Origin of the sequence: Polaromonas jejuensis NBRC 106434, assembly GCF_001598235.1 — a bacterium.
Lineage (GTDB): Bacteria > Pseudomonadota > Gammaproteobacteria > Burkholderiales > Burkholderiaceae_C > Polaromonas > Polaromonas jejuensis.
In genome coordinates this window covers 37,578-51,742 of record NZ_BCYO01000013.1, presented here as the reverse complement: position 1 = coordinate 51,742, position 14,165 = coordinate 37,578, and the positions used below count along the sequence as shown (strand labels likewise).

Here is a 14,165-nt window from a genome sequence, read left to right as displayed (position 1 = left end):
TTACATGGAAACGATCGCCTGAACATAACTTGCGGTGTTTCGCGGGCCAACAACGCGCACAGTTATCCGGTAGTAGACCGCCGTGCTGAGCTGGATTGTGTCTTCTCCCGCGCCTTCGTTATTGCCGGCTGGGCTTGCGCCTGGTGGAATCGCGCAAAAAGCGCCGTTTCGGTTGCCGGTGGCGCTACACAAGCGCTGAATCACAAAGCTGATGGTGTTGCCCGACGCGTCCGGGGTGCCAGGCGAGGCACTGCACACCCCCCCGGCCATCGGCAATAGACATACCCCGTTGGCGGACAGGTCGGCCCAGAGTTTTTCACCAAGATGGAACGCAGCGTTGTTTGCCGTTGACGCGGTATAACCCACTGTAGGGAGGTGATTGTCCAAAGAGGCACCGTTGTTTTGAGATTCGAGCCACGCGATGGCAGTCTCGACACCCGCATCGGCAGAGTGTGTCGCTGCTTGCTGGAATGCCATGTTGCCGGCAATTAGGTTTGAGGTATCCATTGAGCGCATCAGCGCCAAGCCGCCTAGCGTCATCACAATTAAAATGATCAAGGCCACGATCATCACCACGCCGGCCTGCGAGCGGCGAGCGGCTAGCATCCAGCCATCCAGGCTACGTTGCGCACCGGCACCACTGTTTGAAATACTTTGTAGCGGTAGTTTTTCCATGTTGCGTTACCTGATAAGACGACGGGGTCGTCAAGCGTGGTGCTGTTGGGAAGAAATGTGCCTTCCCAAACCGGCGCAACCAAAGTTGCCGCTGCAGCCGACTGTGCGCTACGCGCAACCAGTGCCATGCGAACGGCGGAGGTTCTCGACCAAAGACAGGCCGTGTTGGGCGTCGACCGGTCATAGACATCGACTGCGACAAAAGGCGCTGTCGTTTTGCGCCCGTACTGTGCTCGCAGACTGACGATATTGTTGGCGATGGGCACCCATACTGCCGCCGTGTTGTTATTTGCCGCGCTACCGCAATCGTTAATGGTGTAGTCACACATCGTCAGGTTGCCATTGCGAATGGCGTAGGCCACGACTTTGATTGTCTGACCCAAGTTAAAAAGCGTATCCCCTGCAGTCATGACCGCGGCCGATTTCAGGGTCACGGATCCGGCCACGCTGGCAACCTGGTCGAGAGTGAGGCTGCAGGTAGCGCCGTGCGCTGGAGGGGCCTCGACTACCTGGTCGTTGGCGGCGAACGCAGTTGGCGTCTGCACGACATTACCCGCCGCGATAATGGCGTCGCCCTGCGGCGAGCCGTTGCTGTTGCCGTAGAGCACCAGCAAAGTATCGGTATTCGCATCCTGCCCGGTAATGCTGGCATGGTTAATCGTCACCGGCGCCAGGGCAGGCAGCGTTACGCCGGTACGCAAAAGCAGGTCACAGCCAACTACCTTGGTATCGGCAACGCCATAGCCCCCCATGCGAATGTCGCGCTGCACGGCGTAAAGTGCCACCACGCCTTCGCTCATGGCATCGCCGTCGCTGGTCGTGGTGAGCTTGTTTTGCTCGGACAAGGAAAACACCTGCATGATGATGATGACGCCAAACAGCCCAATAGCCAAGGCGACCATGAGCTCAACCAGGCTGAATCCCCTTAAGCGTTGGCGAGTCGGGTTCACGATAGGGAGCATGTCAGCCTCCAATTTGAGCGACAACCACATAGTTGTGGCTGCTCGTCTCGTTGGGCGCTTGCCAGAAAATGGTGATGGTCACCAAACTGCTGGGAAGGCTTGTCGAAACCACCGGTGTGATGGTGACGGTCGGCGGATTGGCTTGCACGCCCGCGCCCGGCAGGGTTTGCAGAACCGTTCCCTTCGCAGATGCCGACCCCAGCCATGCCAGATAGGCGGTACCGTTGGGGCTGGCGAAAGCTGTTTGCAACGTGGCTTGGGTGCGGTCGCTAACCCACATCTTGCCAATCAACTCGTTGGCCAGCAGGGCAGCTTCGCTACGGTACTTGGCGTCGCTCATCGCCTTGACGGCGGACGCCTGCAAGCCAACGATACCGAGGATGCCCACCGAAAAAATGAGCAGGGCGATCAGGACTTCAATAAGCATCGAGCCGGTTTGTTGGCTTGCGCGGGGTAAAGGTGGCGTCATAGTCATTGCCTCAGCAGCCACGGGGATCAGTGCTGGCAAGCGATGGATCGCACATGCGCACCTGGCCATTTGGGGAAACGACGACGCGCAGGCAGCGCATTTTCCCTGCTGCAGCACAGACGCCGCCGGTGGGGTTGGTGATGTTTATGTTGATGTTCGCACCGGGAACGGGGCTCAATCGCCCCATGCCGTTGAAGGTGATCTGTGATTGCCCTGCCGCAACAACCGCATTGCGCGAGCCCTCGGAGGCAGAGCGCATCTGGATGATGCGCGGTGCCGGATTATTCACAGCGTCACTGACAGGAAAGGCTTCATTGATGAATGCGTTGGCGCATAAGCCGGCGGGATTGTCAAAACTGATCACCCAGTTGGGGCCTGCTGCAGAGAGGGCGCAGGTGGCATCGGCCGTGGTAGTCAGCCAAAAGCTAACCTGGGTATTGCGCCGCACCGCTTCAGTTCTCGCCATCTGCAAGCCGTTTTGAATTGCCTCTGCGCTATTGCGGATTTGGGAGTTTTGGATCCAGGTACTGAAGCTCGGTATCGCAATGACGGACAAAATAGCAACGATCACCAGTACGACCACCAGTTCTATCATGGTGACGCCACGCTGCAACAGCTCGGGTTCGGGAAGTGGCCCCATCAAATAGCGCGAACGACCAGCCCCCCCAAGAACACTCGTGCGGCATTTGTTATAACCGCCAACTAACATGTGCCGCCTTTTGATGTCACCCAGCAAGCAGCATTTGCGGTCCATCCGGTGGGCACAGCAGTGGTTGCCTTCACGTTTTGCTGGTTAATGGTGAATACAAAGCCGGTCATCGACTCTTTGCCAACCGCTTGGAGCGTGTAGCTTGTCGCGGTCGCCGCCGACGCGCACGAAAAATCGAAATACTTGCTGGTGGTGGTATCAGCAGTAGTAGGACAAGCAGGAGCGGCCGCATAAGTGCGGTTGTCCTGAAAAAACTGCTCCATCTGTACCCGTCTGGTGGCAAGATTCGAGGTCGCATCAGGAATTCTCCCCCTGATGACATACTGTTGATACGAAGGTAATGCAACCATTGAAAGTATGCCGATGATGGCAACGACAATCATCAGTTCAACGAGGGTGAAACCATTCTGGGAATTCATTGGATATCTCATTTGAGGACGCCTGATTTAAATCGATGGTTGCGATAATAGTCAGCTCCAGTCGACAAATGGTCGATTTCCCAGCATGAACGGTCAAGTCATCGAAGCCACAGCCTCACTCCTTCATTTAGGCCCTTCTGCACTGCAGATGCAATCATGAATTCGGCTTCTGATTTGAAGCGTGTATTTGTCGCGTTGGTGATCTCTTGCCTGCTGCATGCGGCACTCGCTCTGATGCTTTTTCTTGGCGGAAGCAAAAGCGCCTCCAATCCTGATGTGGAGGGTGGGCAGAGACTCAAGCCTTCGCGAGCCTTGAGCGTCACGCTGTTGTCGCAGAAAGGTACCGCGGATCCAGTTGCACCGGCATCCATCAAAGAGGCAAGTCCGGCGGGGAATGACGCCAAGGGGCTCGATCTAATCCCCGTGCCAGAGCCTATGTACTACCCCACAAATCAACTTACAAAACCCCCTAAACCGACTGCTGAAGTCGAGCTGGATACACCAGAAATCAGGTCAATTGTTGCGTCTGGAGCGATCATCCTGAACCTTTGGATTAACGAACTCGGCGAAGTAGTCTTGGTCGATATCGAAAAAAGTGAAGTGCCAGAGCTTGCCTCCGGATTGGCTGTTAAGGCTTTCAGGCATCTTCGCTTCGAGCCAGGCGAGATTAACGGCCGACATGTCGGCAGCTTGATGAAAATCGAGATCACCTACGACGACCGACCGGCATCGCCTTAAACACGGTTGCACGCCAATTCTTACCGCAAAGTAAAGCCTGAATCCGTGACCTCAAACGAAGCTGTCATCCCCTCATTTTGAACATTTACTCACCAATCCGTAATTCAAGCGACAAACAGGAGCTTTCATGAAGCGTGATGGTCTCATGATTCATGAAACGAGACGGCCGCACGCCGGAGCAGGCCACGCTGGAAGAATTTCGCCTGCTTGCACTGCGCCGGGTGCGCGAGGGGGAGAGCCCCTCTGAGGCGATCAAGTCTCTGGGCATGAGCCGAACATCGATCTACCGCTGGCTCAAGGCGGTTTCGGGACGTGGCAAAAGAGCGCATGCGCTGGCCTCGCGCCCTGCCACGGGGCGTACCTGCAAATTGACACCAACCCAGCAAGCCTAGGTCTTTCGTTGGATCAACGGCAAAGACCCGCGCCAGTACGGGCTGGACTTCGGGTTGTGGACGCGGCAGATTGCCGCCACCCTGATCGAGCAGAAGTATGGGCTCAAGCTGGGTGTAACGGCGGTGGGCAGACTGCTTGCGCGCTTGGGGCTGAGCCCGCAAAAGCCCTTGCAACGCGCCTACCAGCGCGACCCGCAAGCCATCGAGCGTTGGCAGCACGAAACCTATCCGGGCATTGCTGCGGCGGCCCGGCAAAGCGGCGCCGAAATCTATTTCTGGGACGAGTCGGGGTTTTGTGCGGATGCCGTGCAAGGCAAGACCTGGGGCGTGCGGGGAAACACGCCGGTCATTGAGCGGCCGGGGCAGAGACAGTCGATCTCGGCGGCCTCGGCGGTCAATGCCAAGGGGGCTTTTGGTTCGCCACCTACCAAGGGGGGCTGACGGCAGAGCTGTTTATAGAGCTGCTCAAGAAAATGATGCGTGGGCGCACCCGTGCGGTTCACCTGATCGTAGGCGGGTTGGCAACCCACAAGAAAGCCCACGTCAAAGAGTACATCGCCAGTACCAAAGGAAAGCTGACGATGCACGTTCTTCCGGGCTACGCGCCAGAATTGCAGCAGGTTTTACGTTGTACTTTCGACACGCAAGCAGATGAACGGTTGACTGGAGGCGATAAGCGGTACTGGCACGACCAGCCCGCTGAACGCTAAGCTTGTCAGCCATGGGACGACGCAAGAGCGCCGAATTCAAAATTCAGAGCCCAAAGCGGCCTCAGCCGATGTTCATCTTGCGCAGTCAGCTATCAATTAGATAGCAGCTACCAACCGGCTGTTTTTAGCAGGCACTATTCAGTGTGGCCAGGCAGGCGATCAGGTCGGCCCGCTCCCGGGCAATCGCGACCTGAAAACCATACCCTGCCCGGCTGGACGGCTCTAGCCATGGCTCGATGCGTAGCCAGGCCCCAGCAATGACCTCCGCCACAACGACACAGGCCTGACATGTCGTGCAGATATAAAACCGAAACTTAATTCTCAAGGATATCGTTCCATGTTCCCTGCCAATCGTCGAGGTTTCGTCATGGGTCTGATGGCTGCGGCATCAGCCACCACAGCCAATGCCCAGGCTCAAGCCTACGCCCGCAAATTGCCCCTTCTGCCCGCAGGCAGTGATGCCCCCCTCGCGACCGACCACTCGTACTGGGCGGCAGTGCAATCGCTTTACACCGTGACGCCCGAAACGGTGAATCTGGAGAACGGCTACTGGGGCATCATGGCCGACCCGGTGCGCAGTGAATACCAGGCCAAGACCGACATGGTGAACCGTGAGAACTCCTACTACGCGCGCTCCCAGTTTGGCAAGGACGCTACCGAAGCCCGGAAACTGCTCGCCACCGCCGTGGGAGCAGCCCCCGAGGAGATTGCCTTCACCCGCGGCGCCACCGAGGCCTTGCAGCTGCTGATAGGCGGCTACAACAAGCTCAAGGCGGACGACAGCGTTCTGTATGCCGACCTGGACTATGACTCCATGCAGTACGCGATGAACTGGCTCAAGGACCGGCGGGGCGTGAATGTGGTCAAGTTCGCCATTCCCGAGCCCGCCACGCGCGAAGCGGTGCTGCAGACCTACCAGCAAGCCCTCACGAACAACCCCAAGGCGAAACTGCTGCTGCTCACCCATGTGAGCCACCGCACGGGGCTGGTGATGCCCGTGGCCGAAATCGCCGCCATGGCCAAGGCACGCGGCGTGGACGTGGTGCTGGATGCAGCGCACTCCTGGGGGCAGATAGACTTCAAGGTGGAGCAACTGGGCGTGGACTTTGTCGGCTTCAACCTGCACAAGTGGATAGGCGCACCGGTGGGCCTGGGCTTCATGTACATCGCCAAGGGGCGTCTGGCCGACATCGACCGCGCCATGGCCGATGAGGACTGGCCCAGCGACGACATCCGCTCACGCGTGCACACCGGCACCTACAACTTTGCGGCCCTCCTGACCTTGCCCCGGGCGCTGGCCTTGCATGCGGAGATCGGCCCCAAGGCCAAGGCGCTTCGTTTGCGCTACCTGCGCGACTACTGGGTCAGCCGCGCCCGCGAACTCAAAGGCGTCGAGATCCTGACGCCGGACCAGCCCGGCATGGCCGCCGGCATCACATCCTTCCGCCTGGCCGGCAAAAGCACGCCGGACGAGAGCAAGGCGCTGGTCGCGCAATTGCGCGACAACTACGGCATCTTCACGGTGCAGCGTACGGGCCTGGCCAAAGGCCCTTGTATCCGCATCTCGCCGGCGCTGTACACCACGGAGGCCCAGCTTGACCGCTTTACCGCCGCCCTGAAAGCCATCACGGCCAGTTAAATCACAACACGGCCTCGGTCCCTTAAAAACCGCTGGAAAAGGCCGTCCGCGCAACCCGGACGGCCTTGGGGATATTGACATAAGCTTTCATGAAACTTACATTGAATCCTCTGTACGGAGGTTTTCATGGCACACCCTCTCAGACCTCATGCGTGGGATCCCCTCACCCTGGCACAGCTGCATCGCCTCAAAAAATGGCACGAGTCCCATGAGCGTACGCAGCCGGTGGAGTTCCATGTCTGGGAATGCGTGCTCACCGTATGGGTCATGGGCTGGATAGGCTGGCTGCCGGCCTTTGCCTTTGAAGCGCCCTGGGCGTATCCGCTGTGCCTGCTGGGCGTGCTGACGCCCCGGCTCTATGTGTCCTGGCGCGCGCGCGCGCATGAGGCCCAGCGTCTCAGGTGTGACTGGCTGGACCTGCTGAGCTGACTGAGAGTGCGGGGATGAACGCCCATGCCGGCCCAGCGACATGGGCTGGCTGCAAAGCGCCGCCTGGCGCGAGCAGCATGTGCGCGAATCCGTGACGGCCCTGAAGGAAAAGCGTGCGGGCGATTTCGCGGCGCTTCTCCCGCTGAAATCCTTCAAGGAAATCGGCCTTTAGCCCACGCACTACGGGCGCAGGAAGCTATTTTTTTGATAGCAAATCCACAGTCGCCAACTGAGCGCCGTCCAAAAGGAGCACTGATTCAGCAAGCAAACCTCGCTTGTGTCACTGCCGCGCAGTACGAATGTTCGCCGGCAGTGCCAGCGGATGGCTGGTGCGAAACGGGTTGATGTCCAGACCGCCGCGGCGCGTGTAGCGCGCATACACCGCCAGCTTGGCCGGCTTGCAGCGCGCCCACACGTCCATGAAGATGCGCTCCACGCACTGCTCATGAAACTCGTTGTGCTTGCGAAAGCTCACCAGGTATTGCAGCAGCCCTTCCTGGTTGATTTGCGGGCCTGAATAGCTGATCTGCACGCTGCCCCAGTCGGGCTGGCCCGTCACCAGGCAATTGCTTTTGAGCAGGTTGCTGGTCAGCACCTCGCTCACCGGCTGCTCGTCAAAGGCGGCCGTCAGCAGCTCGGGCGCGGGCGTGTAGTGCGTGCATTCCACGTCGAGGCGGTCCAGGCTCAGGCCATCGAGCTCGTGCACCGGCTCGCGGTCAAACATCTCGGGCAGCAGCAGTTTCACGCCGACCGACGCCGCCTGCGGCGCGCCGCGCCAGGCGGCTTCGCCGATGTCGGCCCTGAGCCGCGCCTGCACTTCGGCGGCATCCGTGAAAAGCGTGTTGTTGAAACTGTTCAGGTAGAGCTTGAAAGACTTGCTCTCGATGATGTTGGGGGTTTCGCAGGGCACGGTGAAATGCGCCAGCGCCACCTGCGGCTTGCCGCGCCGGTTGAGCCAGCTCAGCTCAAATGCCGTCCACAGGTCGGCGCCGAGAAATGGCGGCGCGCCGGTCACGCCGATTTCGGCGCGCTTGCCGGCCCGCGGAATCGGGAACAGCAGCGAGGCATCGTACTGGTCGGCATAGGCCGAGGCCTTGCCGAGCTGGGAATGTTCAGGGATGGTCATGTGAATTCACTTTCTCTGGCTTGCACTTGCGGCCTGGAAGTGCGGAATCAATAGCGCCAGCAGCCGCTCCACCACGCCGGGTGGCAGGTCATGGCCCATGCCTTCAATGCCGGCCAGCCTGGCGCCGGGAATGCGGCGGGCGGTGTCCTCGCCGCAGGCAAACGGCACCAGGGGGTCGGCCTTGCCGTGCACCACCAGCGTGGGCACCGTGATGCCGGCCAGCGCCGCGGCGCGCGCGCCGTCGGCCACGGTCGCCACCATCTGCCTGAGGATACCCTGCGGGTGAAAGCTGCGCTCGGTGGCGGCCGTCACGCGCTCGCGCAGCATGGCGTCGTCCATCGGGAAACGGGGGCTGCCTATGGCCTTGAAGAGCTTTACCGAATGCTCGATGGCGGCCTGCCTGCCCTTGCCCGCCGGGCGGCTGAGCAGCGCGCGCGTCAACGCGGGCTGGGCCTCGGGCAGGCCCCGCGCCCCGCTGGAACTCATGATGCTGGACAGGCTCAGCACGCGCGCCGGCGCCAGCAGGGCCAGCCGCTGCGCCACCATGCCGCCCATGCTCACGCCCACGGCATGCGCCTGGCCGATCTGCAGCGCGTCGAGCACGCCCAGCGCATCGCGGGCCATGTCCTGCAGGCTGTAGGGCGGCTTGATGCGCAGGCCGATGCGGAATTTGAAGCCTTCCCACAGCAGGTTGCGCGTGCCCAGGTGGTCGAAATGCTGGCTCAGGCCAATGTCGCGGTTGTCAAAACGCACGACGCGAAAGCCGGCATCCACCAGCGCCTGCACCATGGCGGGTGGCCAGGCAATCAGCTGCATGCCCAGCCCCATGATGAGCAGCACCACGGGCCGGCCCATGGCATCGCCCGGGTGGGTGTCTTCAATCTCGATGTCGATGTTGTTGGCTTTGATTTTCATAGTGGATTATGGTCCCCGCGCCGCGATGCAACTCCCACCAGCAGGGGCCGCGGAACTGGCTCTGCCAGGCCGCAGGCGCCGCCCCCTTGAGGGGGGAACAGGCTACACGAAGTGAGCCTGGACGGGCGTGTTACACGAACTCCCGCTCCCGCAGCCATTTGGTGGCAATCCACTTCTCGCCAACCGTCACGGGGTCGCCGCCGTGCAGCGTGAGGCTGCAAGGGTGGGCGCAGCCGTAGCTGAAGAAAACCGCGTGGCCGCGCCGGGGCGCAACCTGCAGGCCAATGTCCGGAAACACGGTGGCGCCCCCCTCCTGGGGCTCCTGCAGGTACATGACCAGGGTGGCCACGCGCTGCCCGCCGCGCTGCAGCAGGTTGGCTGTTCCCGGCTCGGCCGGGTCAAAGTAATCGTAATGTGGCTTGTACTGCGCGCCCTCGCGGTAGCGCAGCACCTGCAGGCCTTCGCCCTTCTGCACGGGCCAGTTCAGCAGCCTGGCAATGCGCGCCTCCACGCGCCGGACCACGGCGTTTTCGCCGCGCGTGAAAAACATGCCCTGGCTGGTGCGGTCGCGGTTGCGCTCTTCGCCGCCGGTCTGGGTGTCCACGGTCAACGAGCGCGACAGCCGCGGCCTGGCCGCTTCCACCAGCGCTTCGCATTCGCCGGCGCTCAGCAAATGGCCCAACACCACGAGGCCGGGATGTTCCAGGCGCTGGAGCACCTCTACCCACTTGTCGCCGGCATCCACCAGCACGCCGGAATCCGCCGGCGCCACGGACGGCACGGCCAGCACAGGCGGCACGGCAGGCGTATCAACGGGCACCACCAGCGAAGACATGGCTTCGGGCGTGAGCCGCAGCGCCCGGCTGGCGGCGGCGTGCTGCCAGCCGGCATCCAGCAGCGCCTGGCAGATCGCCGCCCTCGGGTGACCCAGCGCAGTCTGGGCGGCAATCCAGGCCCGCAACTCGCGGGTGACAGGCTGGACGGCGCCCTGCTGCTTCATACGCGGCCTTGGGTTCAATGGCCTCAGGCGCCCTGCTTGCGCCGGAACACCAGGCGGTCCGGCTCGGACACCGAAGGCTCAAAGCGGTAGCCTTCGGCGTCGAAGCCCTCCAGTTTTTTGACCGTGACCAGTTTCTTTTCAATCGCGTAGCGCACCATCAGGCCGCGCGCGCGCTTGGCATTGAAGCTGATGATCTTGTACTTGCCGCCCTTGAACTCTTCAAACACGCAGCTCACCACGCGGGGTTTCAGCGCCTTGCGGTCCACCGCCCTGAAATACTCTTCGCTGGCCAGGTTGACGACCACCGGCGAGGTGCCGGCCGCGGCACGTTCATTGAGGTAGTCAGAAATTTGCGAACCCCAGAACTGGTAGAGGTTTTTGCCATGCTCGGTGGCCAGCGAGGTGCCCATTTCAAGCCGGTAAGGCTGCATCCGGTCGAGCGGGCGCAGCACGCCGTAAAGCCCGCTCAAAATGCACACATGGTCTTGCGCCCAGGCCAGTTGCTGATCGCTCAGGGTCCTGGCGTCCAGCCCGCCATACACGTCGCCATTGAAGGCCAACACCGCCTGCCTGGAGTTTTTGGCGCTGAATCTGGGCGACCAGGCCTGGTAGCGCGCCACGTTCAGGCCGGACAGCGCATCCGACAGCTTCATCAAAGTGCTGATTTGCTGCGGCGTCTTCGTTTTGAGCACCTCGATCAGGGCGGCGGACTGGCGCGCGAAGAGCGGCTGGGTGTGCGTGTCAATGTGCGGCGGGGTGTCGTAGTCCAGCGCTTTGGCGGGCGAGAGTAAAAACAGCATGAGGTCGAGTGGTCGAGGTAAAGCAAAGGCCTGACTTTACGTCAGCGGCGCACCCGGCGCCCAGCCCACCGCCGGCAAACCCTGGGAAACGCCCGGATCAGCGCAGATCGCCGGCCAGTGAGGCCAGCGTTTCCGCCGGAATCATCACATGCGCGGGATAGTGGGCATGGTCGCAGCCCAGCTTGACGTTGGCGCCGGCCCGGACTGCCGCGCACATGGCCGGGTCGAGCTCAAAGCGCACAAAGTGCACGGCCGAGGTTTTCTCGTCGTTCTCGCGGTCCAGGTCTTCGTCGGCAATCGCGTAGACGCGGGCGTGGCCTTCGACCTCCACAAACACCCGGTCTTCGACCCCGATCAGGCGCGCCAGCTCACGCTTGCGCTCGTTGACGTCGGGGTACTCCAGCAGCAGGGTGGCCTTCCAGTTGCTGCCGTCGGGCACCAGCGGCGCATAGGCCTCGATTTCCTGCGCTATGCCCTCTGCCTCAAAGATTTTTTCGAGACGCAGCATTTCCTGGATCTGGTAGCGAATGCTGGTCTCGCTCTCAAACTGCAGGTTGATGTGCTCGCCCAGATGCACGCTGCGCAGCTGGCGGTGCGCCATGATGGCGAGCTTGTTCTCCTTGCGGTATTTGCTGTAGGCCTCCAGCGTCATCAGGCTGTCGGCGGTAATTTTTCCGGTGATTTTCATGGCTTGTTGCATCCCGTGCGGGTTCATTTCAGGCCGTAGGCCCGGCGTATCAAGGTCAGCGGATGCTGCTGTGGCGGCGCACCCAGTTGGTTGACTTCAAAGCCCTGGGCAATGTGGTGGCCGCCCAGCGGGCAATCGCTGCTGACCACATCGGGCAGGCCGCCGTCCTTGTGGCTGGCCATGGCCTTGAACAGCGGCTTGCCGATTTTCATGGCCTGCTGGTGATAGGGCACTTTCACGCCGAAGGTGCCGGCATGGCCCGAGCAGCGCTCGTGCGTATGCACGCTGGTGCCGGGCACCATCTTGAGCATTTCCTCGGTCTTCTTGCCGATGTTCTGCACCCGGCCATGGCAAGGGATCTGGTAGCTGATCTTGCCCAGCGGCGTGCTGAATTCGGTCTTCAGCAGGCCGTCGCGCTTGCGCGCCATCAGGTATTCAAACGGGTCCCACATGTGCTCCTTGACCAGCTGCACCTCGGCATCATTCGGATACATCAGCGGGATCTCCTGCTTGAACATCAGCGTGCAACTGGGCACCGCGCTCAGGATGGCGTAGCCGTCTCTCGCATACTTCGCCAGCACCGGGATATTGGCCTCCCTGGCTGCGTCCACCGAGTCCAGGTCACCGAGTTCGAGCTTGGGCATGCCGCAGCATTTTTCTTTCTCGACCAGCACGTAGGGCACTTCGTTGTGGTCCAGCACCTTGAGCAGGTCGTGGCCTATGCCGGGCTCGTTGTAGTTGATGTAGCAGGTGGCGTAGATCACCACCTTGCCGGGTGTCTTGGCACCGTCTTTCACCGGGTGCGGCGGCGATTCCAGCGCACCCGAACGAAACTTTCTCGTCGCCAGCTCGGGCAGCCAGGCATTTTTGTCCACGCCCAGCACTTTCTCCATCACGGCGCGCGCCGGTTTGGTCTTGTTGACCGCATTGGCCAGCTGCACCACGATGGGAATGCCGGCGAACTGGCCATGCACATCGGTGGAGGCCAAAAACCGTTCGCCCATGCCCACGCCGCCCTTTTTGAACTTGATGGCCTTGGCGCGCAGCATGGTGTGCGGGAAATCCACGTTCCACGGATGCGGCGGCACATAAGGGCATTTGGTCATGTAGCAGAGGTCGCACATATAGCACTGGTTCACCACTTTCCAGTAATCTTTTTTGTCGACGCCATCAACCTCGCCGGTCTTGCTTTCATCGATCAGGTCGAACAGCGTGGGGAAAGTCCCGCACAGGCTCACGCAGCGCCGGCAGCCATGGCAAATGTCGAAGATGCGCCCCATCTCATGCAGGGTCGCGTCCTCGTTGTAGAACTCCGGGTTTTTCCAGTCGATCGGGTGACGGGTTGGCGCTTGCAGATTGCCTTCTGTGGCCATGCTTTGTCTCTGTAGTTGTGGGTTTGCAAAAAGGCTCACGAAAAGGCTTGCAAGAAGCCCTTTCGCAAGCCGCTACGCCTGTGCGCGGCGTAGCGGGCAAGGCATTAATCCACCAACTCAGCCAAAGCCTTGGTGTAGCGGTTCGCGTGTGATCGCTCCGCCTTGGCCAGGGTTTCAAACCAGTCGGCCACTTCGTCGTGGCCTTCTTCACGGGCGGTTTTGGCCATGCCGGGGTACATGTCGGTGTACTCGTGGGTTTCGCCTGCGATGGCAGATTTGAGGTTGTCGCGGGTCGCACCGAAGGGCATGCCGGTGGCGGGGTCGCCGCACTGTTCCAGCCACTCCAGGTGGCCGTGCGCGTGGCCGGTTTCACCTTCTGCAGTCGAGCGGAACAGTGCTGACACATCGTTCTGGCCTTCAACGTCAGCCTTGTTGGCGAAATACAAATAGCGGCGGTTGGCCTGTGATTCGCCGGCAAATGCGGCTTTCAGGTTCTCTTCCGTCCTGGAGCCTTTGAGAGCAGCCATGGAAATCTCCTTAACAGGTTGATGAGCTAAATCGCCGGTACTGCAAGCCGGAAGTAGCGGAACACCATGAAAGTGATGGATTCCCGCCCAAGGCTTGCAACGCGGCCATGGGTGTGAAAACGCGCTTTCATGTTTCGATATTTTCGGGTTGGCGTACCAGGAGCCTCGAGCAAGGTGGTCGAAGACAGCATCACCATAGCGCTGTTGGCGCAACGCGTCCAGTTGCCGGAATCAATGCGCAGAATTGCCACAAGCTATGCGGGGACGGCAATTAACAATCATTCTCAACTGGATGCCGGCCGCCACAGGGCCCTGGATTTGGCGCTGACCTTGCCCCAGCCCCGCCGGTCTGGCCCGCTGCGGGGCACCGGGGACTTGGGTTCGCTATCTATTCAATAGCGGACTGCGCATATACAGAAATGGCTACAAGGCTAAACCATTCATTAAAACCGGCTGCAGCCATGGCCGCCGGCAGCGCCGCGGCCTGACGCTTGGCCGTGCCCCGGCCCAAGGCGAGGCCCGGGCTGGCAGGAGTGGCCGCCCTCCCCGGCAAGGAATGGCGCGTCGAATAAAATCAGCACAGTTCCATCCAAC

The 14,165-nt window shown here is 61.0% G+C and carries 16 protein-coding genes and 1 pseudogene; 5 read left to right on the top strand and 12 right to left on the bottom strand.

Going from position 1 to position 14,165, the window contains the following annotated elements; all coding sequences use genetic code 11:
• The 5 genes from PJE01S_RS15270 to PJE01S_RS15250 form a co-directional block, all read right to left on the bottom strand.
• Positions 1 to 675, bottom strand: coding sequence for a pilus assembly PilX family protein (locus PJE01S_RS15270; RefSeq protein WP_157090348.1), 675 nt, complete (start codon positions 673 to 675; stop codon positions 1 to 3).
• The gene (locus PJE01S_RS15265) at positions 600 to 1,637 is read right to left on the bottom strand and encodes a PilW family protein (protein WP_068834493.1); all 1,038 of its coding nucleotides are present in this window, start codon (positions 1,635 to 1,637) and stop codon (positions 600 to 602) included. Before PJE01S_RS15265 ends, PJE01S_RS15270 begins: the two co-directional genes overlap by 76 nt.
• Before the next feature lies 1 nt (position 1,638).
• Positions 1,639 to 2,106, bottom strand: coding sequence for a type IV pilus modification protein PilV (pilV, locus tag PJE01S_RS15260; protein WP_169804388.1), 468 nt, complete (start codon positions 2,104 to 2,106; stop codon positions 1,639 to 1,641).
• A 10-nt stretch (positions 2,107 to 2,116) separates the two neighbouring features.
• The gene (locus tag PJE01S_RS25765) at positions 2,117 to 2,746 is read right to left on the bottom strand and encodes a GspH/FimT family pseudopilin (protein ID WP_068834491.1); all 630 of its coding nucleotides are present in this window, start codon (positions 2,744 to 2,746) and stop codon (positions 2,117 to 2,119) included.
• 62 nt (positions 2,747 to 2,808) lie between these two features.
• Positions 2,809 to 3,234 (bottom strand): type IV pilin protein, encoded by a 426-nt coding sequence (locus tag PJE01S_RS15250; RefSeq protein WP_068834490.1) that lies wholly within the window; start codon positions 3,232 to 3,234, stop codon positions 2,809 to 2,811.
• A gap of 156 nt (positions 3,235 to 3,390) precedes the next feature.
• Here PJE01S_RS15250 and PJE01S_RS15245 point away from each other — a divergent pair, with 156 nt between their 5' ends.
• From PJE01S_RS15245 to PJE01S_RS25990, 5 genes and pseudogenes are all read left to right on the top strand, one after another.
• A complete protein-coding gene (locus PJE01S_RS15245; RefSeq protein WP_157090347.1) occupies positions 3,391 to 3,972 on the top strand; it encodes a hypothetical protein in 582 nt (193 codons plus the stop codon).
• 152 nt (positions 3,973 to 4,124) lie between these two features.
• Positions 4,125 to 4,978 (top strand): annotated as a pseudogene (locus PJE01S_RS25995) (IS630 family transposase); the annotation flags it as partial.
• Between the two features lie 433 nt (positions 4,979 to 5,411).
• Positions 5,412 to 6,713 (top strand): aminotransferase class V-fold PLP-dependent enzyme, encoded by a 1,302-nt coding sequence (locus PJE01S_RS15225; RefSeq protein ID WP_068834486.1) that lies wholly within the window; start codon positions 5,412 to 5,414, stop codon positions 6,711 to 6,713.
• Positions 6,714 to 6,839: 126 nt separating this feature from the next.
• Complete coding sequence (locus PJE01S_RS15220; protein ID WP_068834485.1) at positions 6,840 to 7,142, top strand: hypothetical protein; 303 nt, start codon at positions 6,840 to 6,842, stop codon at positions 7,140 to 7,142.
• Between the two features lie 40 nt (positions 7,143 to 7,182).
• Positions 7,183 to 7,314 (top strand): hypothetical protein, encoded by a 132-nt coding sequence (locus PJE01S_RS25990; RefSeq protein WP_339374673.1) that lies wholly within the window; start codon positions 7,183 to 7,185, stop codon positions 7,312 to 7,314.
• A gap of 108 nt (positions 7,315 to 7,422) precedes the next feature.
• On the opposite strand, the gene queF is transcribed toward PJE01S_RS25990, so the two are convergent.
• From queF to PJE01S_RS15185, 7 genes are all read right to left on the bottom strand, one after another.
• The gene (queF, locus tag PJE01S_RS15215) at positions 7,423 to 8,268 is read right to left on the bottom strand and encodes an NADPH-dependent 7-cyano-7-deazaguanine reductase QueF (RefSeq protein WP_068834484.1); all 846 of its coding nucleotides are present in this window, start codon (positions 8,266 to 8,268) and stop codon (positions 7,423 to 7,425) included.
• A gap of 6 nt (positions 8,269 to 8,274) precedes the next feature.
• Positions 8,275 to 9,183 (bottom strand): alpha/beta fold hydrolase, encoded by a 909-nt coding sequence (locus PJE01S_RS15210; RefSeq protein WP_068834483.1) that lies wholly within the window; start codon positions 9,181 to 9,183, stop codon positions 8,275 to 8,277.
• A gap of 130 nt (positions 9,184 to 9,313) precedes the next feature.
• Positions 9,314 to 10,183, bottom strand: coding sequence for a 2OG-Fe(II) oxygenase (locus tag PJE01S_RS15205; RefSeq protein ID WP_068834482.1), 870 nt, complete (start codon positions 10,181 to 10,183; stop codon positions 9,314 to 9,316).
• Between the two features lie 23 nt (positions 10,184 to 10,206).
• Positions 10,207 to 10,983: a peroxide stress protein YaaA gene (gene yaaA, locus PJE01S_RS15200; RefSeq protein ID WP_068834481.1), complete on the bottom strand. Its 777-nt coding sequence runs from the start codon at positions 10,981 to 10,983 to the stop codon at positions 10,207 to 10,209.
• 97 nt (positions 10,984 to 11,080) lie between these two features.
• Positions 11,081 to 11,671 (bottom strand): DUF3501 family protein, encoded by a 591-nt coding sequence (locus tag PJE01S_RS15195; RefSeq protein WP_068834550.1) that lies wholly within the window; start codon positions 11,669 to 11,671, stop codon positions 11,081 to 11,083.
• Between the two features lie 23 nt (positions 11,672 to 11,694).
• Entirely contained in the window at positions 11,695 to 13,044 is a 1,350-nt protein-coding gene (locus PJE01S_RS15190) for a (Fe-S)-binding protein (RefSeq protein ID WP_068834480.1), read from the bottom strand.
• 104 nt (positions 13,045 to 13,148) lie between these two features.
• On the bottom strand, positions 13,149 to 13,571 hold the full coding sequence (locus PJE01S_RS15185; RefSeq protein ID WP_068834479.1) for a rubrerythrin family protein: 423 nt from the start codon (positions 13,569 to 13,571) through the stop codon (positions 13,149 to 13,151).
• Between the last annotated feature and the right edge of the window lie 594 nt (positions 13,572 to 14,165).

What these genes read in the sequence shown, in the direction of transcription:
- PJE01S_RS15220 (WP_068834485.1), top strand. Translation starts at nt 6,840, where the DNA reads ATGGCACACCCTCTCAGACCTCATGCGTGGGATCCCCTCACCCTGGCA.
- PJE01S_RS25765 (WP_068834491.1), bottom strand. Translation starts at nt 2,746, where the DNA reads ATGGGGCCACTTCCCGAACCCGAGCTGTTGCAGCGTGGCGTCACCATG.
- PJE01S_RS15245 (WP_157090347.1), top strand. Translation starts at nt 3,391, where the DNA reads ATGAATTCGGCTTCTGATTTGAAGCGTGTATTTGTCGCGTTGGTGATC.
- pilV (WP_169804388.1), bottom strand. Translation starts at nt 2,106, where the DNA reads ATGACGCCACCTTTACCCCGCGCAAGCCAACAAACCGGCTCGATGCTT.
- PJE01S_RS15205 (WP_068834482.1), bottom strand. Translation starts at nt 10,183, where the DNA reads ATGAAGCAGCAGGGCGCCGTCCAGCCTGTCACCCGCGAGTTGCGGGCC.
- PJE01S_RS15265 (WP_068834493.1), bottom strand. Translation starts at nt 1,637, where the DNA reads ATGCTCCCTATCGTGAACCCGACTCGCCAACGCTTAAGGGGATTCAGC.
- queF (WP_068834484.1), bottom strand. Translation starts at nt 8,268, where the DNA reads ATGACCATCCCTGAACATTCCCAGCTCGGCAAGGCCTCGGCCTATGCC.
- PJE01S_RS15195 (WP_068834550.1), bottom strand. Translation starts at nt 11,671, where the DNA reads ATGAAAATCACCGGAAAAATTACCGCCGACAGCCTGATGACGCTGGAG.
- PJE01S_RS15225 (WP_068834486.1), top strand. Translation starts at nt 5,412, where the DNA reads ATGTTCCCTGCCAATCGTCGAGGTTTCGTCATGGGTCTGATGGCTGCG.
- PJE01S_RS15210 (WP_068834483.1), bottom strand. Translation starts at nt 9,183, where the DNA reads ATGAAAATCAAAGCCAACAACATCGACATCGAGATTGAAGACACCCAC.
- PJE01S_RS15270 (WP_157090348.1), bottom strand. Translation starts at nt 675, where the DNA reads ATGGAAAAACTACCGCTACAAAGTATTTCAAACAGTGGTGCCGGTGCG.
- PJE01S_RS15250 (WP_068834490.1), bottom strand. Translation starts at nt 3,234, where the DNA reads ATGAATTCCCAGAATGGTTTCACCCTCGTTGAACTGATGATTGTCGTT.
- yaaA (WP_068834481.1), bottom strand. Translation starts at nt 10,983, where the DNA reads ATGCTGTTTTTACTCTCGCCCGCCAAAGCGCTGGACTACGACACCCCG.
- PJE01S_RS15185 (WP_068834479.1), bottom strand. Translation starts at nt 13,571, where the DNA reads ATGGCTGCTCTCAAAGGCTCCAGGACGGAAGAGAACCTGAAAGCCGCA.
- PJE01S_RS15190 (WP_068834480.1), bottom strand. Translation starts at nt 13,044, where the DNA reads ATGGCCACAGAAGGCAATCTGCAAGCGCCAACCCGTCACCCGATCGAC.
- PJE01S_RS25990 (WP_339374673.1), top strand. Translation starts at nt 7,183, where the DNA reads ATGGGCTGGCTGCAAAGCGCCGCCTGGCGCGAGCAGCATGTGCGCGAA.